Genomic DNA, 20,540 nt, shown 5'->3' on the forward strand with positions numbered 1-20,540 from the left:
TCCGGACAAAGCCCACCACCGGGAAAATGGGGGCGGCGCGTCCGGGGGCTACAGGTACGCGCCCGGCAGCAAAAAGTCGCGCACGTATTCGCGGATGCCGTCTTCCAGCGGCGTAAACGGCCGCGCGTAGCCGATGCCGCGCAGCTTGCTCATGTCGGCCTGGGTGAAGTACTGGTAGGTGTCGCGGATGTCTTCGGGCGTGTCCTTGAACTTGATATCCGCCGGCTTATCCAGCGCGGCGAAGGTGTTGAGGGCCAGGTCGAGGAAGGTGCGGGCCTCGCCGGTGCCCAGGTTGTAGATGCCCGAGTTGCGGCGGTGGTGCATCAGAAACACGCATACGTCGGTCAGGTCGCGCACATAGATGAAGTCGCGCTGCTGCTCGCCATCGGCGTAGTCGGGGTTGTGCGAGCGGAACAGCTCCATCGAGCCGGTGCGCTGCACCTGCTGGAAGGTGTGGAATATCACCGAGGCCATGCGGCCCTTGTGGTACTCGTTGGGGCCGTACACGTTGAAAAACTTCAGCCCGGCCCAGAAAAACGGCTTTTCCGCCTGCTGCACCGCCCAGTTGTCGAAGTCGTTCTTGGAGTCGCCGTAGGGATTCAGGGGGCGCAGCAGCGGCAGCAGGGCCTCGTCGTCGGAGTAGCCCAGCGTGCCCGAGCCGTAGGTGGCGGCCGAGGAGGCGTACACCAGCGGCAACTGGTAGCGCACGCAGGCCTGCCACATCTGCTTGGAGTAGTTCAGGTTCAGCAGGTCGAACACGGCTACGTCCTGCTCGGCCGTGTCGGTGCGGGCCCCGAGGTGGAAGATGAATTCTACCTCTTCATGGTTTTTGTCGAGCCAGTCGAAGAACTCGTTGCGGTCCACGTATTCGCGCAGGTGCTTGCCTTTCAGGTTCAGCAGCTTGCGCTCCACCGAAAAGTTGTCGACCACGACCACGTCGTTGAAGCCATCGGCGTTGAGCCGGCTCACCAGGCAGCTGCCGATAAAGCCCGCTGCGCCCGTCACGATAATCATAAGCTGAGGTTGGGTTCTTCTGAGCTGCGAAGTACGCAGTTTCTCGGCGCACGGGCGTGCCGGGCCGCGCGGCCACCGGCTGGCGCCGCCGCCGGGCAGGACTATTCGGGGAACCTCGCAGGATAATATTTAAGGGCAACGGCGGCAAAGAATGCAGCAACAAACGATTGTGGAAGACATAAGACCAGCACAATATATATAGGCTTATTTGGGGTTTAATCAAAGGTTAATATTGATTTAATTCAATTTTAATGGCTTGTTTTCATCTTGCATAAAGCCAGGATGCGTAAAAGTGCCTGCGCGCAGGCGACATAATCGGTCCGCCCCCGATTGACCTGCACCCCGCCAACCGTAAAGCCATAACTAGATGCTGATAGAAACCAAAATTCCGTACCGTTACATTTTCCACCAGATCAAGTGGGACGTGGCCCGGGTCATTCTGTTTTCCCTGTTATTCCAGGTGTTCAAGACCTACCTGTCGACCTACCTGCCGCCGGTGCCGGTGCAGCTGCCCACCATCATGGGTAGCTTCATTTCGCTGCTGCTGGCCTTCAACATGAACCAGTCGTACGACCGGTGGTGGGAGGCGCGCAAGATCTGGGGTGCCATCGTCAACGACTCGCGCAGCCTGGTGCTGCAGCTGCGCCAGTTCATCGACCCGCGCCAGATGCCCGCCGGTGAAGCGGCCCGGTTGCTGCGCCGCCTGGGCCACCGCCAGATTGCCTGGTGCTACAGCCTGGGTCAGAGCCTGCGCGGGCAGGATGCCCTGGCCGGCCTACCGCAGTTCATCAGCGCCGAGGAAATGGCCAGCGTGGCCGAACACCGCAACAAGCCGCTGGCCCTGATGCAGCAGCACACCGACGACCTGGCCACCCTCACCCAGGCCGGCGCCCTCAACACCTATCAGCAGGTGCAGCTCGACAGCACGCTGGTGCGCCTGGTGGCCTCGATGGGGCAGGCCGAACGCATCAAGAGCACGATATTTCCGGTAACCTACCGCCTGTTCATTCACCTGTTCATCTACCTGTTCCTGATTATCCTCTCGCTGGGGCTGGTGGAGGAAGTCGGCCTGATGGAAATTCCGGCCCTGACGATTGTGGCTTCGGCTTTCTTCCTGCTCGAAAAAACCGCCAAGTTCATGCAGGACCCCTTCAGCAACAAGCCCACCGACACGCCCATGTCCGCCATTGCGCGCACCATCGACATCAACATTCGGCAGCTGCTGCACGAGCCGCAGGTGCCCGAGCCGCGTAAGGCCGAGGAATTCTACCTCATGTAACCCAAAAGCCCGTTACGACCAGCGTAACGGGCTTTTTTGTGTTCGGACAGAATGGCGCCGTCGGTAGATAAGTCTTGCGGATAGGGGAGGAGCGCATAACCGGGCGCAACTTCCGGCCCGGCGCTGCCCCTGCGGATTACGCCGTTGCCGGGCGGGCTTCTACCTTTGCCCGCCATGCTCAGAAGACGATTGTTGCCGCTGCTCGGCCTGCTGTTCACGGCCGCCTGCTCGCCCGCCACCGATTCCGGCTCCGCCGACGCCCCGGCCCAGGCCGCGCCCCAGCCCCTGACCGTGCAGGACGACCTCGGCCGCACGGTCACGTTGAAGGCCCCGCCCCGCCGCATCATGGCCCTGGCCGCTTCGATGACGGAAATGCTCTACGCCGTGGCCGATACCGCTACCATCGTTGGCCGCACGCAGGTGTGCGACTACCCGGCCGCCGCGCTGCGCAAGCCCGTCGTCAACAGCTACCCGCTCGACTTCGAAACCCTCGTTGGCCTGCACCCCGACGTGGTCTTCACCGTCGAAGGCATCACCAGCCCCGCCGACGCGTCCCGCCTGCAGCAGCTGGGCATCCCGGTGTACTACCAGCGCTACCAGCGCGTCACCGACATCTTCCGCGGGCTGAATGACCTGGGCCGCCTGCTCGGCCGCGTGCCGCAGGCCCGGCGCCTCACCGATTCGCTGGCACAGGCGCTGAGCACGATTACCGCCGACACCGCCGGTCCGCGCCCGCGCGCCCTGGCCGTCATTTCCAATGACCCGATCTACGCCTTCGGCCGCAACACCATCTTCACCGACAAAATCCGCCTCGCCGGCGGCCAGAACGCCCTGGCCGAGGATTTTCCGCAGCCGTATCCCTCGCTCACCCGGGAGTACATTCTGAAGCTGAACCCCGACGTCATCATCGGCGGCCGGTTCGGGCAGCTGGACAGCACCTTCTTCCGCATGTACCCCGAGCTGCGCCGCACCACCGCCTACCGCACCCGCCGTGTCTTTCCCGTCACCGGCGACCTGATGGACCGGCCCAGCCCGCGGGTGGTGGAGTCGGTGCGCGAGCTGCAACGCCTGCTGCACCCCGCCCGATGAGCCGCCGGGCGCCGCTGCTGCTGCTGGGCCTCGGGCTGCTGGCCGCCGCGCTGCTGCTGGTGGGCCTGCGCATCGGCAGCGTGGCCGGCGCCGATTACGCGACCTTTTGGCAGGCCCTCGGCCACTACGACGCCGATAACCCCGCCCACGTCGTGCTCATCGAGCTGCGGCTGCCGCGCCTGCTGCTGGCTTTGCTGGCCGGCGGTGGCCTGGCCCTCAGCGGCTACCTGATGCAGGCCATGGTGAACAACCCGCTGGCCGACCCTTACTTGCTCAGCACCGCCTCGGGCGCCTCGCTCGGCGCACTGGTGATAAACATCCTGCTGCCCACGGCCAGCGCCGTCACGCCCTGGCTGGTGCCGCTGGGCTGCCTGGCCGGGGCTGTCGGAGCTACTTTACTAGTCATTGGCTTGGGCAGCCGCCGCGGCCGCCTGGTTCCCTCGCAGCTGCTGCTGGCCGGCGTGGCGCTGTCGTCCTTGCTGAACGCGCTGGGCGGCCTCATCACCTTTCGGGCGCAGACGGATTCGCAGCTGCGGGCCGCCATTTCCTGGGGTCTGGGCAGCCTGGAGCGGGCCGGCTGGCCCTTGCTCGGCGGGCCGGCCGTGGCGGTGCTGCTGGGTATGGTGGCGGCCTGGCTGCTGCGCCGCCACCTCAATGTACTGCTGCTGGGCGAGGAGCGGGCCGCTGCCCTCGGCCTCGACGTGGGGCGCACTCGCTGGCTGCTGCTGCTCGTTTCGTCGGGCATTACGGCGGGCGTGGTGGCCCTGTGCGGGCCGCTGGGCTTCGTCGGGCTCATCGTGCCGCACGCCACGCGGGGGCTGCTGGGCGTCACGGGGCGGCTGAACGTGGTATTCTGCGCCCTGCTCGGCGGCACCTTCCTGCTCGGCTGCGACCTGCTGGCCCGTCTGCTCAATCCGCCCGCCGGCCTGCCCGTCGGCTTGGTCACGGCCCTGTTCGGCGTACCGTTCTTCGTATATTTGCTGCGGAAAAAAGGGGCTTAAGGACGATGATCCGACTGGTTCGGCCCGGCGCCGATGCCGCGGCCGCGTTCCTAAGCCCTTCCTTGCCTCTCTGCCCATGATTTACATCAGTCGCCAGGAACACTTCAACGCCGCCCACAAGCTCTACAACCCTGCGTGGAGCGAGGAGCGCAACAAGGAAGTGTTCGGGCCCTGCGCCAACGCCAACTGGCACGGCCATAATTACGACCTCATCGTCACCGTCAAAGGCCAGCCCGACCCCGATACCGGCTTCGTGGTCGACCTGAAAGCCCTCAGCACGCTGATCCGCGAGCATATTATCGAGCACGTCGACCACAAGAACCTCAACCTCGACGTGCCCTTCATGAGCGGCAAGCTCGCCAGCACCGAAAATCTGGCCGTAGCCTTCTGGGAAATCCTGGAGCGGGAGCTACCTCGTATTACTAATACGGCCCAGCTGCACGGCATCAAGATTTACGAAACGCCCCGCAACTTCGTCGAGTACTACGGAGCGTAATTCTGAATGCTGAATTATGAATTCTGAATTGTAGCGGTTCGGATTTCCATCAATTCAGCATTCAGAATTCATAATTCAGAATTCCTCCCCCGTGAAATACTACCTCATTGCCGGCGAACGGTCCGGTGACTTCCACGCCGCCCGCCTCATGCGCGCCCTCACGCAGCGCGACCCGCAAGCGGAATTCCGCTGCTGGGGCGGCGACATGATGGAGGAAGCCGGCGGCACCATGGTGCACCATTACCAGGAAATGGCCATCATGGGCTTCATCGAAGCCGCCACGGCCATATTCAAGTTTCGCGGCTTTCTGAAGGAGTGCGAGCAGGATTTGCTGGCCAACAAGCCCGACGTGCTGATTCTGGTCGACTACGCGGGCTTCAACCTGCGCGTGGCCAAGTTTGCCAAGGCGCACGGCATCAAGGTCTTCTACTACATTTCGCCCAAAATCTGGGCCTGGAACCAGGGGCGCGTCCACAAGATCAAGGCCCTGGTCGATAAGATGTTCGTCATCCTGCCCTTTGAGCGGGAGTTCTACCAGCGCTTCGGCTACGACGTGGACTACATCGGCAACCCCACCGCCGACGCCGTGCACGAGCACACCCTGGCCGACGACTTCCACCAGCGCAACGGCTTCGACCCGCAGCGGCCCATCATTGCGGTGCTGCCCGGCTCGCGCAAGCAGGAAATCGAGGAAATGCTCTTCGAAATGCTGCGCATTCTGCCGCCCTTCCTCGATTACCAGTTCGTGGTGGCCGGCGTCTCCAACCTCGACCCCGGCTACTACCGCCACTTCGAGCGCATCAACGTGCGCATCGTCACCGACCAGACCTACGACCTGCTGCGCCACGCCAAAGCCGCCGTGGTCACCAGCGGCACCGCCACCCTGGAAACCGCCCTGTTCGACGTGCCGCAGGTGGTGTGCTACCGCACCAGCGCCGTGTCGTACCACCTGGCCAAGTCCTTTATCAAGGTCAAGTACATTTCGCTGGTCAACCTCATTGCCGGCCGCGAAGTGGTAAAGGAGCTGATCCAGGGCGACTTCACCGCCCGCAACCTCGTCACCGAGCTGCACCGCGTGCTGGACGACGAGAAATACATTGCCGAAGTAAAAGCCGGCTACGCCGAAATCCGCGAGAAGCTTGGCCGCACCAACGCCGCCGACAAAGCGGCGGAGCTGATGGTGGGGTATTTGAAAAAGTAATCAGAACGTCATCCTGAGCGCAGAGAAGGACCTTCCTCAAACCCTGCACATACTAAGAAGCGCAGCCACTGCCTCAAATGCGAGGAAGGTGGCTGCGCTTCTGTTTGAGGCGTTTTATACCTTAACTCTATGAAATACATTGTCTATGTGAAGCTTATGAACGAGGGCTCTGTTGCTTGGCGCCCGGTACAGGCAATATGCTTACCCGGTGGCTTGTATCAGATAGCCGAAGACAACATCTATGACCAAGAAAATAAAACTAGTATTGTCGTAGTCGAAGAGCAAGTGCGCAGCGGTGAAGCGGTGCCAGTTGTCGTTACCTCAGGTGCATAATGAGGGCAACAGCAAAGGGCCAGCAGAATTATCTTCTGCTGGCCCTTTGCTGTTGATATGATCCTTCTTACGCCGCGCGCAGCTGCTTCAGCGGCGACTTCTCGAATTTCTCGTGGGCGTATTCCAGGTCGATAACCAGCTCCGTCTGATCCGTCACCGAGGGCATGTCGAACATGGCGTCGGTCATGATGCTTTCACAGATGCTGCGCAGGCCGCGGGCGCCGAGGCGGTACTCGTCGGCCTTCTCCACGATGTAGTCCAGCGCCTCGTCGGTGAAGGAAAGACTGATGCCTTCCATTTCGAACAGGCGGTTGTACTGCTTCAGGATGGAGTTCTTGGGCTCCGTCAGGATCATGCGTAGCGTGGCCTTGTCCAGCGGGTTCAGGTGCGTGAGCACCGGCAGGCGGCCGATCAGCTCAGGGATGAGGCCGAACTGCTTCAGGTCCTGGGCCGTGATGTAGCGCAGGAAGTTGTTGGTGTCCACCTTCTCGTCCAGCAGCGTCTTGGCGAAGCCCAGCGGCTTGGTATTGAGGCGGCTCTTGATGATGCGCTCAATGCCCACGAAGGCCCCGCCGCAGATGAAGAGGATGTTCTCCGTATTCACCGTAATCATCTTCTGCTCGGGGTGCTTGCGGCCGCCGTGCGGGGGCACGTTCACCGTGGTGCCTTCCAGCAGCTTCAGCATGGCCTGCTGCACGCCCTCGCCGCTCACGTCGCGGGTGATGCTGGGGTTGTCGCTCTTGCGGGCAATCTTGTCCACCTCGTCGATGTACACGATGCCGCGCTCGGCCGCTTCCACGTTGTAGTCGGCGGCCTGCAGCAGGCGGGTCAGGATGCTTTCCACGTCCTCGCCCACGTAGCCGGCTTCGGTCAGCACCGTGGCATCGGCGATGCAGAAGGGCACCTGCAGCACCGAGGCCAGCATTTTGGCCAGGAAGGTCTTGCCCGTGCCGGTTTCGCCCACCATGATGATGTTCGATTTCTCAATCGTGACGTCATCCTTGCCGGCGGGCTTCTGCATCAGGCGCTTGTAGTGGTTGTAGACGGCCACCGCCAGCACCTTTTTCGCTTCATCCTGGCCTACCACGTACTGGTCGAGGTATTCCTTCATGTCGCGGGGCTTCACGAGGTTGAACTTCGGCGTTTTCGAATTCGAACGAATCTTGTTCTCTTCGTTCAAAATCTGCTGCGCCTGCCCGACGCACCGCTCACAGATGTGCGCGTTGATGCCGGAAATCATGATGGAAACCTCGCGCTTGCTTTTGCCGCAAAACGAGCAGGTGATATCTGCCATTGTCGAAGGAAAGTCGAAAAACTAACGGTATTAGCCTTGTCAGAGCAAATACCGCTTCAAAGGTACGAATTCGCAAACGCCCCGCTCTCACCTAAAAGTGCCGAACCACGGGGCTTCTATAAAAAGAACAACCGTCTCACCCTGAAGTTACCATTCAGAATGAGACGGTTGCATGAGCGGCCGTCTGCCGCTAAAACTTTGTCGCCGAATGGGCGGAATTACTGGCTGAGCGAATCAGTGGAAACTAATTCAGACAACTAAAAAGAACGTCATGCTTCCATCTGGCGTCTGCTTGTCGAAGCATCTCTACCGCTTCGTTGAAATTAGTATTTCATGTCAGCACGCAATATTCTTCGACTTCGCTCGGAATGACGTCCTGGATTAGTCGTTCTGACAAGCTTTACTTATCCAGCTTGTGGCGCTCCAGCACTTCGTCGATGATGCCGTACTCTTTGGCTTCGTCGGCGCGCATCCAGTAGTCACGGTCGGAGTTGTCGTGGACTTCCTGGTAGGTTTTGCCGGTGTGCTTAGCCAGGATGTCGTACAGCTCTTTCTTCAGCTTGAGGATTTCACGGGCGGTAATTTCGATATCCGACGACTGACCCTGCACGCCGCCCGAGGGCTGGTGAATCATCACGCGGGCGTGGGGGAGGGCTGAGCGCTTGTCCTTGGCCCCGCCGGCGAGCAGCACGGCGCCCATGGAGGCAGCCAGGCCGGTGCAGATGGTGGCCACGTCCGGACCCACGTACTGCATCGTGTCGTAGATGCCGAGGCCGGCGTATACCGAGCCGCCGGGCGAGTTGATGTAGAGCAGAATGTCCTTCTTGGCATCGGCCGACTCCAGGAAGAGCAGCTGAGCCGTGATGATGTTGGCAATATAATCGTCGACCGGCGTGCCCAGGAACACGATGCGGTCCATGATCAGGCGGGAGAATACGTCGATTTCGGCGAAGCGCGTGGGACGCTCCTCGATAACGGAGCGCGTCATGCCCGTGACGAAATGGCTGCTTTGGCCTTCGATGTGGTGCAGATACTGGTCGACACCCAAGCCGCTCAGGCCTTGACCCTTAACGGCGAATTTTCGGAATTCCTGTTTGTTCAGCATTGACTGAAGAGGTAGGAGGGATGGTTGGTTCGGCTGATGCCGGCTAATCCGCCGGAAGCCAAGGGTACGAAAAAAGCCCTTACTCCGACGAAGTAAGGGCTTTTTTTTAGCGGGAATCAACCCCAGCGTAAGATTTACGCTTGCGGGTTGCTCCGGAAGTCCTCGGCCGTCATCGGCTGGTCCTTAACAACAATCTGACCACGCAGGTTGTCGACTACTTTGTCTGCCAGAATGGCTTCGTACTCCTGCACGTAGTTCTTGCCGTTCTCCTGACGCAGGTAGTTGTCGGCAAAACCGCGCACCGATTCGCGTAGCTCCTCGCCTACCTCCGGCATGTTGAACTGGGCCAGAATCTTGTCCATGGTGCGGTCCATGATTTCCTCGTTCGACACTTTCAGATCCTGCTCTTCCACCACTTTGTTGCGGATCAAGGACCACTTCAGCTCCTTCTCGTAGTCTTCGTAGTGCTCCTCGATCTGCTCCTTGGTCAGCTTGCCCTGGTTGGCCGCCAGCAGCCACTTCTTGAAGAACTCCTTGGGCAGGTTGATTTCCGTGGAGTCAACCAGCTTCTGGATCAAACGGCGGTTCAGCACGTTGTTCGACTCCCGGTCGTAGTTCTCCTGGATGGTTTCGCGGATTTTGGCGTCAAAATCCTCCTTCGAGGTCACCACGTCCTTGCCGAACACCTTGTCGAACAGCTCCTGGTTGTACTCCGAGTGCTGCGAGCGGTGAATCTGCTCCACTTCGAAGGTGTACTCGCCGTCAACGCCGGCGGCCAGCTCCTTGGAGAGGCCCGTGAAGTTGGCAATCAGGGTTGCGTCGCCGCCGAAAGCGTCCTTCAGGTCGAAGGTCACCACGTCGCCGGCCTTCACGCCCACGAACTTGTCGGCGTTGTTTTTCAGCTTGTTGGTGGGCAGCAGCACTTTCTGCGAGAACGAGGTGCTCTCCTGCTTCAGCTCACCCGAAATGTAGTCACCGGCCTCCGAAGTTTCGGGGTTGGTGTTTTCGCCGAACTGGCGGCCGATCTGCTCGTAGGTCTCGTCCAGGGTGTTCTGGTCCAGCTCCACTTTCGGGCGCTCCACTTCGAACCCGTCGCCGGTGGGCAGCGAGAAGTCGGGCACCAGGCCCAGCTCGAACTGGAAGTCGAAGTCCTTCTGAGTGTCGAAGTCCACGTTGGCGGGCACCGGCAGCGGCTCGCCCAGCAGGCGCAGCTTGTTCTCCTTGATGTAAGTGTCGACGGCCGAGTTCAGCTGCTTGTTGATTTCGTCAACCAGCACGCCCTTGCCGTACATCTTGCGCACCAGCGCCGCCGGCACCTTACCCGGCCGGAAGCCCTTAATCTGCGCCCGCTTGGTGACGTCCTTGATCTGCTTTTCTACTGCTTCCGAGTAGTCAGCTTCCGTGAGGCGCACGGTCAGCAGGGCGCCCTGCTGTTCGTCTTTGTTGTCGAGGGTGATGTCCAAAACGAGTCGGAGGTTAAGAGTAAGCGGGTCTTCTCGACCCAGTTAAGTAAAAAGGCAACAAGCCCCCAACGCACCGGGGCCGGGGTGTTGAGGGCCTGCATCGAGGCTGCTGCCGAAACAGCAGCGAAGTGGTGCGGATGGAGGGACTCGAACCCACACGCCTTGCGGCACCAGATCCTAAGTCTGGCACGTCTACCAATTTCGCCACATCCGCATAGCCGGGCCGGTCGCCGCGGGGCCGCAAAGCTAAACAAGTGCGCCGGAAAATCAAACCCTTGCGCCAACTTGGCGGTTTAGCGGCTCTTGAATCGCTCGATGGCCTGCCGGGTGAAATCCGATAGCACCAAGCGGCCGCTGATGCCGGCGCGCTCGGTCAGCAGCTCATCCCAGTGCTCAGTGCCCTGCCAGAACACGCGCTTCAGCTCGGTCAGGGCCTCGGGGTTGTAAGCGGCCAGCTTGGTGGCGAAGGCAGCTACGGCCTGATCTAGCTGCTCGGTTGTCTCCAGTACCTCGGCGTACAGACCCCGGTCGCGCGCCCAGGCGGCGGTGCGGAACTCGCTGGCGTCCAGCGCCAACTCGGAGAAGGCAGCCTTGCCAAGTTTCCGCTCCACGGCCGGCCCTACCACGAACGGGCCAATGCCGACCACCAACTCGCTCAGCTTCACCGATGCCTGGGTGGTAGCAAAGCAATAGTCGGTAGCGGCGGCCACGCCCACGCCGCCGCCGACGGCTTTGCCCTGCACCCGGCCGATGACGATGCGCGGGGAGGTGCGGCAGGCGTTGATGACTTTGGCAAAGCCGGAGAAGAACTGCAGACCCTGGGCCTCGTCTTCGATGGCCATCAGCTCATCGAAGGAGGCACCGGCGCAGAAGGTTTTGTCGCCCTCGCTGCGCAGGATGATGACTTTCGTCTGCGGGTCTTGGCCGACGCGGGTGATGGTATCGGCCAGCTCCGTCAGCAGGGCGCCGGGCAGGGAGTTGTGGCTGGGGTGGAAAAAGGAAACGGTGGCAATACCCTGGGCGTCGGTAGTGGCTTCGACTTTGCCGGCGGTGAGGAGGTCGTTCATGGGGTCGTTCTGTTTTTTTAGCCCGCAGAGGGCGCTGAGGAAAACGCAGAGGACGCAGAACATTCAGCGCCTTCTGCGCCAAACCTCTGCGTCCTCTGCGGGCTAAATCAGTTCTGGTCTTTCTTCTTCACCATCGTCAGAATGGTCGCCACGGCCACGGTGTCGCCGATTTCATCGGTTACCTGCACCAGCCAGCGCACGATGCCCTTGGCTACGTCGTCGTCGGAGCGTTTTTCCTGACCAATCTTCTCTTTCACCGTCAGCTGCACGCCGATGGTCATGCCGGGATACACGGGCTTGGTGAAGCGGCACTCGTCGAGGCCGTAGTTGAGCAGTACCGGCCCCTTGCGCGGGTCCACGAACATGCCGGCGGCTTTCGAGAGGATATAATAGCCGTGGGCCACGCGGCCGGTAAACAGCGTGCCTTCCAACGAAGTCGCGTCGACGTGGGCGTAGAAATTGTCGCCCGACACCTGCGCGAAGTTGGTGATGTCGGCCTCCGTGACGGTGTGGCGGTGCGTGGTGTAGGTTTGCCCGATGCTCAGCTCCTCGAAGTAGTGCTGGAAGGGGTGCTTGTCGCGCTCCGTCTGCCGGGCGCCCTGCTGGTACACTTCCGAAATGGCCGTAATCATGCTGGGCGAGCCTTGCACGGCCACGCGCTGCATGAAGTGCTCCACGCCGCGGATGCCGCCCATTTCCTGTCCGCCGCCCGCGCGGCCGGGGCCACCATGCACCAGCAGCGGCAGCGGGGAGCCGTGGCCGGTGCTTTCCTTGGCCACTTCCCGGTTCAGCACCAGGATGCGGCCGTGGTGCGTGGCCGCGCCGAGCACGAATTCCTGGGCCACCAGCGGGTCATTCGTGGCCACCGAGCACACCAGGGAGCCTTTGCCCATGTTGGCCAGCTTCACCGCGTCGTCCACCGATTTGTAGGGCATCAGCGTGGTCACCGGCCCGAAAGCTTCTACTTCGTGCGAGTCGGTGAGGCGGAACGGGTCGGAGTTCAGCATCACGATGGGGGAGATGAACGCGCCGGTCTTGCAGTCGGCCCCAATCACCTGCACGTTGTCCAGGTCGCCGTACACGATGGGCGTGTTCTTGGCCAGCTGCTGCACTTTCTCGCGCAGGCGCTGCACCTGCTCCATGCCGGCCAGCGCGCCCATGCGCACGCCCTCGGCCTGCGGGTGGCCGATAGTAGTCTGCGCCAGCGCCTTGCCCAGGGCAATCTGCACGTCCTCCACCAGGTGCTCCGGCACGATGGCGCGGCGGATGGCGGTGCATTTCTGCCCGGCCTTGGCCGTCATTTCCTTGCGCACCTCCTTGATGAAGAGGTCAAACTCCGCCGTGCCCGGCGTGGCGTCGGGGCCGAGGATAGCGGCGTTCAGCGAGTCGGCCTCCAGGTTGAAGGGCACGGCTTCCTGAATGATGCGCGGGTGCGCCTTGAGCTTGCGCCCGGTTTCGGCCGAGCCGGTGAACGTCACCACGTCGCGGTAGTCCACGTGGTCGAGCAGCCCCACACCCGAGCCGACGACCAGCTGCAACGCGCCCTCGGGCAGGATGCCGGAAGCCACGATTTCGCGCACCACGGCCTCGGCCAAGTAGCCCGAGGGCACGGCCGGCTTCACGATGGCCGGCATGCCCGCCAGCAGGTTGACCGCAATTTTCTCCAGCATGCCCCAGATGGGGAAGTTGTAGGCGTTGATGTGCACGGCCACGCCCTCGCGCGGCACCAGCAGGTGCTGGGCCATAAACGAGCCGCCCTTCGACAGCCCAATCGGCTCCCCTTCCACGTAAAACGGCTTATCGGGAAATTTGCGGCGCAGCGAGGCGTTGGCGAACAAGTTGCCGATGCCGCCCTCAATGTCAATCCAGGAGTCGGCGCGGGTGGCGCCGGTGCGGTAGCTGAGGGTGTAGAACTGCTCCTTCTTCTCGGTCAGGTACAGTGCCAGCGCCTTGAGCATGCGGCCCCGCTCGTGGAAGGTCATCTTGCGCAATGCCGGGTTGCCCACGCGCCGGGCGTAGTCGAGCATGGCCGCGAAGTCCAGGCCTTCGCCGTCGGCCAGGGCAATGACTTCACCGGTCGAGGCGTCGTAGAGTTCTTGCTTGGGGCCCGCGCCGGGCATCCAGCGGCCCAGGGCGTAGTTTTCGAGGGTGGGAGTGCTCATGGGAAGAAGCAGATGCCGCCGAGGCGGCTGGTCAGTCGAAAGGAAAGTCTGGTCGATGTAGAGACGCATACTTGCGTCTCGTCGTCCGCGCCGCGTGGCCGTCGTCCGGTCGTTAATCATTCAACGAGGAGACGCAAGTATGCGTCTCTACATCGTGCTGATTATTGGCCGGTAAACGTGGGCTGGCGCTTCTCCAGGAACGCCGCTACGCCTTCGCGGTAGTCGGTGGTGCCGCCGGCGCGCAGCTGGTAGTCGCCTTCGGCGCGCAGCTGCTGGGTCAGGTCGTTGCCGAAGGTGCCGTTCAGCAGCTGCTTGGTGTAAGCCAGCCCCTTGGTGGGCATGGCCGCCAGCTTCTTCGCCAGCGCCTGGGCTTCCTGCTCGAACGTGTCGTCGGCAAACACCTTGTAGATCATACCCATCTGCTCGGCCTCGGCCGCCGATACCTTGTCGCCGGTCATCATCAGGGCCGAAGCCCGCTGCATCCCAACAAGCCGGGGTAGGAAGAAGGTGCCGCCACTGTCCGGAATCAGCCCAATCTTGCTGAACGCCTGAATAAACGAGGCCGACTCCTTGGCCACCACCACGTCGCAGGCCAGGGCCAGGTTGGCACCCGCGCCGGCCGCTACGCCGTTGACGGCGGCCACCACCGGCTTGTCCAACGCCCGAATCAGCTCCACGATGGGGTTGTAGTGCTTCTCCACGATGTCGGCCACCTCGGGCGCGTCGGGCCCGGTAATTTCGGCCAGGTCCTGCCCGGCGCAGAAGGCCCGGCCGGTGCCGGTCAGCAGCACCGCGCGCACCTCGGGGTTGCGCTGACACTCGCGCAGGCGTTCCTGCAAAGCCAGCGCCACTTCCTTATTGACGCTGTTGAACACCTGCGGCCGGTTCAACGTGATGGTGGCCACGCCGCCGTCGAGGGAGAAAAGCAGGGAGGAATCGGACATAAGGGAAGGGTGGGAGAGAGGTCAGAAAAACGGCAGCAGCGCGTAGTCCATGACGCCGCGCGGCAAAGCGGCAAGCGTTGCCGCCTTGTCCGACCAAAGCTAACAAGTGTTAGGGAAAAACGGCGGTTTTTCCACTTAGCCGCTTGCCCGGCCGGTCAAACCCGCTTCCGGAGCCGCTTGATGCTCTTCCGCCCTTTCTAATTGGTCTTCCGCACCAGCTAAGCCCTCTTCCGGACGTTCTAACTGCTCTTCCGCACGTTCTAAGCACTGTTCCGCCCGGTCTAACTGCTCTTCCGCACCGCCTAAGCACTGTTCCGCACGAGCTAACTGGTCTTCCGCGCGGCCTGAGCCCTGTTCCGCACGCGCTAACTGCTGTTCCGTTCGGTCTTGATGCTCTTCCGCTAACGCGTACCACCCAGCCCGACTGCACCTGGCGTCCGCGCAGCCGAAGCATCTCTACCGCTTCGTTGCTGCGACTCCCGAACGTCATTCCGAGCGAAGTCGAGGAATCTCGCGTGCTGACATTCGATGGTAATGAGCTATTTGCAGCGCTGGTTTTATTTTGCTGTATGCTCTCGTCCTACTCCTCTCAGGCTCTGACTACATTCCTACGACTACTCCCGGAGTTGACCAATTTTGTCGTTGAGCAGGGCGAAGTATTCGAAATAAACATGCAAACTCCGTCAGGAGGCGAGTTTTGGGTGTCTTCTGCGGAGCATGAAATAACGGTTGGCTTCGAGGAGTATCACACTCATTTCGGCTGGCACGAAGGCACGCATCCCGAACAAGATGCTACTGATGCAGCTACGTTCATTCAGCAATTACAAAGCGGCCAGTTACGCCTTGCAGTGTGGTACAAGGGCGACACGTATGCTGGTTCGCGTCCAATCGAATCGGATGAAGAGCTGCACCCAAAGAATTGGTTGCAGCATTGGTTATGGCGCAGCAGAACCGTAAAAGTGAAAAGCTGGGCGTAACCATTATCAAACGCTTACCGCATCCGGTAACGCCCAGTCCCCTCCCGCTGTTATCTTACCCCGTACCACCAACCCCAACCACCCCTTCGCCCAGCCGAACCGTTCATCCGAACAGTTCCGCCCGGTAGGAGGGACCCACCGGGCGCGGTTTTCGTACCTTCGTCGGCCGCCCTTCGCCAGCGGCCCGCAGTGCTTTTTCGCCAATGGCAACTCTCATAGATCCAGAGGTAGAGCGGCAGGAAATCCTGCGCCACTACCGCAAACTGCTCCGCACGGCCAAGCCCTACCTCAAAGGGGGCGACGCCAAGCTCATCAAAAAGGCCTTCAACACCTCCCTGGAGGCCCACAAGGACATGCGCCGCAAGTCCGGCGAGCCGTACATCCTGCACCCGCTGGCCGTAGCGCAGATTGTGGTGGAGGAAATCGGGCTGGGCACCACCAGCATCGTGGCGGCCCTGCTGCACGACGTGGTGGAGGACACGCCCTGGGAAATTTCCGACGTGGAGCGCGAGTTCGGCACCAAGGTCGCCCGCATCGTCGACGGCCTGACCAAGATTTCGGGCGTGTTCGACTACGGCACCTCCGAGCAGGCCGAGAACTTCCGCAAGATGCTGCTCACGCTGTCGGAAGACGTGCGCGTGATTCTCATCAAAATCGCCGACCGCCTGCACAACATGCGGACGCTCGACTCGATGCCGCGCCACAAGCAGCTCAAAATCGCGTCGGAAACCATCTACCTCTACGCCCCGCTGGCCCACCGCCTCGGCCTCTACGCCATCAAGAGCGAGCTGGAGGACCTGCACCTGAAGTACACCGACACCGACACCTTCCGCGACCTGACGCAGAAGGTGCGTCAGAGCCGCGGCGCCCGCAACCGCTTTATTAAGGAGTTCGTGGCGCCCCTGGACGACGAGCTCAAAGCCCAGGGCTTCGACTTCGAAATCAAGGGCCGTCCCAAAAGCATCTATTCCATCCTGCGGAAGATGCGCAAGCAGAACATTCCCTTCGAGGAAGTCTACGACCTGTTTGCCATCCGCATCATCTTGGACGTGCCGCCGGAGCAGGAAAAAGCCGCCTGCTGGCGCGTCTACTCCATCGTCACCGACTTCTACCAGCCCAACCCCGACCGCCTGCGCGACTGGGTGAGCACGCCCAAAGCCAACGGCTACGAGAGTTTGCACACCACCGTCATGTCCCAAACCGGCCAGTGGGTGGAAGTGCAGATTCGCTCCCGGCGCATGGACGACATTGCCGAAAAAGGCTACGCCGCGCACTGGAAATACAAGGACACCGGCGCCGTGCAGCCCGAATCCTCGCTGGAAGCCTGGATCAACAAGGTGCGCGAGATGCTCGAAACCAACAATTCCAGCGCCCTGGAGTTCATGGACGAGTTCCGCCAGAACTTGTTTGTTAAGGAGGTATACGTCTTCACTCCCAAAGGCAAGCTTGTCATCCTGCCCGACGGCGCCACGGCCTTAGACTTTGCCTTCGAAATCCACTCGCAAATCGGCCTGCAGTGTCTCGGCGCCAAAGTCAACCAGAAGCTGGAGCCCCTGAGCTACCGCCTGCGCAACGGCGACCAGGTCGAAATCCTGACCTCCCAAAAGCAGCGCCCGACGGAGGAATGGCTGAGCTATGTCACCACCTCCAAGGCCCGTACCCGCATTAAGGACTACCTGCGCGACGACAAGCGCGCCAAGGCCGAAGACGGCAAATTCCTGCTCGAAAAGCGCCTGGAGCTGATTGGCATAGACAAAAGCCAGGACAACCTGAACCGCCTGCTGGCTCACTTCAACGTCCACAACGCGCACGAATTCTACTACCGCCTGGCCATCGGCCAGGTCGACGGCCGCGAAATCAAAGAAACACTCTTCGACCCTGCCGTCCCGCTCCCGAGCAGCCCCTCGATGCTGGAGCCCAAGGCGTTCGATAAGGAAGTACAGAAGCTACGCGGCGTGCGCCCGGATATGCTGGTCATCGGCCAGACCACCGACCACATCCGCTACACCATCGCCACCTGCTGCAACCCCATCCCCGGCGACGACGTGTTCGGCTTCGAAACCGACCAGGGCATCGTCATTCACCGCACGTCCTGCCCGAAAGCCACCACGCTCATGTCCAGCTTCGGCAACCGCATCGTGCGCGCCAAGTGGACCGAGCAGCTGGAGTTGGCCTTCCTGGCCGGTATCCGCATCAAGGGCTCCGACCGCGTCGGCCTCGTCAACGATGTCACCAAAATCATTTCCAATAGCCTCAAAGTAAACATGCGCTCCATCACCATCGACTCCGACGACGGTATGTTCGAGGGCCAGATCATGGTGTTCGTCAACGACACGGCCCACCTCGAAAAGCTGATCCAGCGCCTCAGCCGGGTGCGCGGCGTGCTGTCTGTTGAGCGGTTTGGCTCTTAGACTGTGTGGACAAAAGCAAAAAGAACGTCATGCTGAGCTTGTCGAAGCATCTCTGCCGCTTCGTCCGATAGTAAACTCAACGAAGCGGTAGAGATGCTTCGACAGGCGGACGCCAGATGAAGCATGACGGCCAGAAAGCACCGAAGTTTATGTTTCAATTGCTGTCCACAAACACTAAACCGGCTCGTCAGTACATCCGAGTCTAAAACCAGTACTCCTTAGTATATATAGGAGTCATCCACCAGTAAATCCACCCGGCCCATAATTGTGCTGCGACAAAACCACGCGCATCATAGTTATCAGTCCCGAATCATAGCCCATCTGTGGTCATGTTAGATGTTGCCAAGTACGAGGAGGTAAAGAAGATTTTCACCGCCTACCTCGAAAGCAAGGGCCTGCGCAAAACCTCCGAGCGGTACGCCATCCTGGAGGAAATATACTCGCGCACCGGCCACTTCGACGTAGAAGAGCTCTACGCCGGCATGAAAGACCGCGGCGTGCAGGTCAGCCGCGCCACCGTGTACAACACCTTGGATTTGCTCGTCGAGCACCACCTCGTCAGCAAGCACCAATTCGGCCGCAACCTCGCCCAGTACGAGAAGTCCTACGGCTACCGCCAGCACGACCACGTCATCTGCACCGAGTGCCACAAAGTGGTCGAGTTCTGCGACCCGCGCATCCATGGCATCCAGACGATGGTCGGGGAGTTATTGAACTTCCATATCTTGCACCACTCTCTGAATCTTTACGGCATTTGCGGCGATTGCCGCGCCAAAGCCGCTCGTACCAACCCCGAATGAGAACCGACGCCAACCTGCAAGACGGCATCCTCTCGGTCCGCCTTTCCGGCGACCTGATTGGCAGCCCCGATTCCCAACAACTCCTCCAGACCGTCGACCAGCACCTCGGCGACGAGGCCGTGAAGCTCTGCTCCGTCGACCTCTCCAACGTCCGCTACGTCAACAGCTCCGGCATTGGCGTCCTCGTGTCGCTGCTGACCAAATTCCGCAGCCGCGGCGGCGAGCTGGTGCTGATCAACCCCGCCGAGCACCCGCGCAAAATGCTGGCGCTAACCAAACTCACCTCCATCTTCACCATCGCCGACGACGAAGCAGCTGCCTCTAGCTTGCTCAAAAACGCCAATTAAATGCCCGTAGACGTACTCGTTGGCCTCCAGTGGGGCGACGAAGGAAAAGGTAAAATCGTGGACGTGCTTGCACCCACGTACGACGTAGTAGCTCGTTTTCAAGGCGGCCCCAACGCCGGCCACACCCTCACCTTCAACGGCACCAAGCACGTCCTGCACCAGGTGCCATCGGGTATCTTCCACCCGCACATTATTAATGTAGTCGGCAACGGCGTCGTCCTCGACCCCGTCGTCTTCCGCGAAGAGCTGCGCAAGCTCGCCGCCCGCGGCGTCGACGGCACCGCCAACCTCTACATCTCCAAGAAGGCCCAGCTCATCCTCCCCTCGCACCGCGCACTGGACCGGATCTGGGAAGAAGCCCGCGGCGGCGGCAAAATCGGCAGCACCTTAAAAGGTATCGGCCCGACCTACCAGGACAAGATCGGCCGTACCGGTCTCCGCGTCGGCGACATCCTGCACCCCAACTTCAAGGAGCGTTACGATGAAGCCGTAGCCCGTCACCGCCAGCTTGCCAACTTCCACCAGCGCGAACTGGAAATTGAGGAAGCCGAGCCCATTTTCTTCGAAGCCGTCGAAGAGCTCCGCCAACTCCGCCTCACCGACACTGAGTACCTCCTCAACGATCTGCTGGCCCAGGGCAAACGCATCCTGGCCGAAGGCGCCCAAGGCTCCCTGCTCGACATCGACTTCGGTACCTACCCCTTCGTCACCTCCAGCAGCACCGTGGTAGCCGGCGCCTGCACCGGCCTCGGCATCGCCCCGAAGCATATCGATAAGGTGTATGGCATCAGCAAAGCCTACTGCACCCGCGTCGGCAGCGGCCCGTTCCCCACCGAACTGCACGATGAAGTAGGGGAGAAGATCCGCCAGGCCGGCCGCGAGTTCGGCTCCACCACTGGCCGCCCCCGCCGGTGCGGCTGGATCGACCTGCCGGCCCTGCGCTATGCCATCATGCTGAACGGCGTCACCGAAATCCACCTGATGAAAGCCGACGTGCTTTCCGATTTCGACGAAATCCAGGTCTGCACCAACTACCGCCGCCCCGATGGCAGTACTACAGAGCACCTGCCCGACCTAGCCGAACTGCAGGAACTCACCCCCGAGTACACCCCGCTGCCCGGCTGGCAAACCAGCCTCGATAACATCTCGGAGCCCGCCAATCTGCCTGCCCAACTAACCGCCTACGTGCAATACCTTGAGCAGCAGCTGCAAGTCCCCGTCAGCATCGTCAGCGTCGGCCCCGACCGCATCAGCACCATCCACCGGAGCTAGACACCAGTCGAAAAATAAATGCAAAGGCCCGCTTGACATTGCGCAAGCGGGCCTTACCTTTGTCATCCCAGTTCGGCAAACGGCCAGCTGAAACCTCAAACGAGGAAGTTTTGAAAAGTTTTTCGATCAAGTCTCTTGACTTTCTGAAATTGGAAGTGCTACCTTTGCACCCCGATTCAGCAGGAAGCGGCGAGAACAACCGGCGACAAAAAAAAAGTTGTCGATTGGGCTTGACACGAAAGCGAAAAGGTTCCGATCTTTGCCCTCCGTTTCGCTTCGAAACGA

General features: G+C 61.0%; 19 protein-coding genes and 1 tRNA gene. 12 read left to right on the forward strand and 8 right to left on the reverse strand.

From position 1 onward, the window contains the following. Positions 1-48 precede the first annotated feature (48 nt). The gene (gene rfaD, locus FDY95_RS19165) at positions 49-1,014 is read right to left on the reverse strand and encodes an ADP-glyceromanno-heptose 6-epimerase (protein ID WP_138080133.1); all 966 of its coding nucleotides are present in this window, start codon (positions 1,012-1,014) and stop codon (positions 49-51) included. 367 nt (positions 1,015-1,381) lie between these two features. Between rfaD and FDY95_RS19170 the strand changes: the two genes are divergently transcribed. The 6 genes from FDY95_RS19170 to FDY95_RS19195 all read left to right on the forward strand — a co-directional run bounded on the left by FDY95_RS19170 (position 1,382) and on the right by FDY95_RS19195 (position 6,413). Beyond that, positions 1,382-2,293, forward strand: coding sequence for a bestrophin family protein (locus FDY95_RS19170; RefSeq protein WP_138080134.1), 912 nt, complete (start codon positions 1,382-1,384; stop codon positions 2,291-2,293). Between the two features lie 174 nt (positions 2,294-2,467). Beyond that, a complete protein-coding gene (locus FDY95_RS19175) occupies positions 2,468-3,382 on the forward strand; it encodes an ABC transporter substrate-binding protein (RefSeq protein WP_138080135.1) in 915 nt (304 codons plus the stop codon). After that, on the forward strand, positions 3,379-4,383 hold the full coding sequence (locus tag FDY95_RS19180; protein WP_138080136.1) for a FecCD family ABC transporter permease: 1,005 nt from the start codon (positions 3,379-3,381) through the stop codon (positions 4,381-4,383). Before FDY95_RS19175 ends, FDY95_RS19180 begins: the two co-directional genes overlap by 4 nt. A gap of 76 nt (positions 4,384-4,459) precedes the next feature. Further along, positions 4,460-4,879 carry a 6-pyruvoyl trahydropterin synthase family protein gene (locus tag FDY95_RS19185; RefSeq protein WP_138080137.1) on the forward strand — a complete coding sequence of 140 codons (420 nt, stop codon included), beginning with the start codon at positions 4,460-4,462 and terminating at the stop codon, positions 4,877-4,879. A 91-nt stretch (positions 4,880-4,970) separates the two neighbouring features. Further along, positions 4,971-6,080 (forward strand): lipid-A-disaccharide synthase, encoded by a 1,110-nt coding sequence (lpxB, locus tag FDY95_RS19190; protein WP_138080138.1) that lies wholly within the window; start codon positions 4,971-4,973, stop codon positions 6,078-6,080. A 129-nt stretch (positions 6,081-6,209) separates the two neighbouring features. Continuing rightward, on the forward strand, positions 6,210-6,413 hold the full coding sequence (locus tag FDY95_RS19195) for a hypothetical protein (RefSeq protein ID WP_138080139.1): 204 nt from the start codon (positions 6,210-6,212) through the stop codon (positions 6,411-6,413). Positions 6,414-6,480: 67 nt separating this feature from the next. On the opposite strand, the gene clpX is transcribed toward FDY95_RS19195, so the two are convergent. The 7 genes from clpX to FDY95_RS19230 form a co-directional block, all read right to left on the reverse strand. Next, positions 6,481-7,707, reverse strand: a complete 1,227-nt coding sequence (clpX, locus tag FDY95_RS19200; protein WP_138080140.1) for an ATP-dependent Clp protease ATP-binding subunit ClpX — start codon at positions 7,705-7,707, stop codon at positions 6,481-6,483. A gap of 400 nt (positions 7,708-8,107) precedes the next feature. Next, positions 8,108-8,812 (reverse strand): ATP-dependent Clp protease proteolytic subunit, encoded by a 705-nt coding sequence (locus FDY95_RS19205; RefSeq protein WP_138080141.1) that lies wholly within the window; start codon positions 8,810-8,812, stop codon positions 8,108-8,110. 134 nt (positions 8,813-8,946) lie between these two features. After that, positions 8,947-10,275, reverse strand: a complete 1,329-nt coding sequence (tig, locus tag FDY95_RS19210) for a trigger factor (RefSeq protein ID WP_138080142.1) — start codon at positions 10,273-10,275, stop codon at positions 8,947-8,949. A 129-nt stretch (positions 10,276-10,404) separates the two neighbouring features. Beyond that, positions 10,405-10,489, reverse strand: a tRNA-Leu gene (locus tag FDY95_RS19215). Positions 10,490-10,568: 79 nt separating this feature from the next. Next, complete coding sequence (locus FDY95_RS19220; protein ID WP_138080143.1) at positions 10,569-11,342, reverse strand: enoyl-CoA hydratase/isomerase family protein; 774 nt, start codon at positions 11,340-11,342, stop codon at positions 10,569-10,571. Positions 11,343-11,449: 107 nt separating this feature from the next. Beyond that, entirely contained in the window at positions 11,450-13,504 is a 2,055-nt protein-coding gene (gene paaZ / locus FDY95_RS19225; RefSeq protein ID WP_138080144.1) for a phenylacetic acid degradation bifunctional protein PaaZ, read from the reverse strand. 161 nt (positions 13,505-13,665) lie between these two features. Beyond that, a complete protein-coding gene (locus FDY95_RS19230) occupies positions 13,666-14,448 on the reverse strand; it encodes an enoyl-CoA hydratase-related protein (protein ID WP_138080145.1) in 783 nt (260 codons plus the stop codon). Between the two features lie 467 nt (positions 14,449-14,915). On the opposite strand from FDY95_RS19230, the gene FDY95_RS19235 reads away from it, so the two are divergent. From FDY95_RS19235 to FDY95_RS26620, 6 genes are all read left to right on the forward strand, one after another. Beyond that, complete coding sequence (locus FDY95_RS19235; RefSeq protein ID WP_171025752.1) at positions 14,916-15,425, forward strand: hypothetical protein; 510 nt, start codon at positions 14,916-14,918, stop codon at positions 15,423-15,425. Positions 15,426-15,628: 203 nt separating this feature from the next. After that, positions 15,629-17,836, forward strand: coding sequence for a RelA/SpoT family protein (locus tag FDY95_RS19240; protein WP_138080147.1), 2,208 nt, complete (start codon positions 15,629-15,631; stop codon positions 17,834-17,836). 329 nt (positions 17,837-18,165) lie between these two features. Beyond that, the gene (locus tag FDY95_RS19245; RefSeq protein WP_111479134.1) at positions 18,166-18,636 is read left to right on the forward strand and encodes a Fur family transcriptional regulator; all 471 of its coding nucleotides are present in this window, start codon (positions 18,166-18,168) and stop codon (positions 18,634-18,636) included. Further along, the gene (locus FDY95_RS19250; protein ID WP_078011413.1) at positions 18,633-18,983 is read left to right on the forward strand and encodes an STAS domain-containing protein; all 351 of its coding nucleotides are present in this window, start codon (positions 18,633-18,635) and stop codon (positions 18,981-18,983) included. Before FDY95_RS19245 ends, FDY95_RS19250 begins: the two co-directional genes overlap by 4 nt. Beyond that, complete coding sequence (locus FDY95_RS19255) at positions 18,984-20,255, forward strand: adenylosuccinate synthase (RefSeq protein ID WP_138080148.1); 1,272 nt, start codon at positions 18,984-18,986, stop codon at positions 20,253-20,255. A gap of 59 nt (positions 20,256-20,314) precedes the next feature. Further along, positions 20,315-20,540 (forward strand): hypothetical protein (locus FDY95_RS26620; RefSeq protein WP_212744927.1); only part of this gene is annotated, 226 nt, incomplete at its 3' end.

It is taken from the genome of Hymenobacter jeollabukensis, assembly GCF_005771675.1.
Classification (GTDB): Bacteria; Bacteroidota; Bacteroidia; order Cytophagales; family Hymenobacteraceae; genus Solirubrum; species Solirubrum jeollabukense.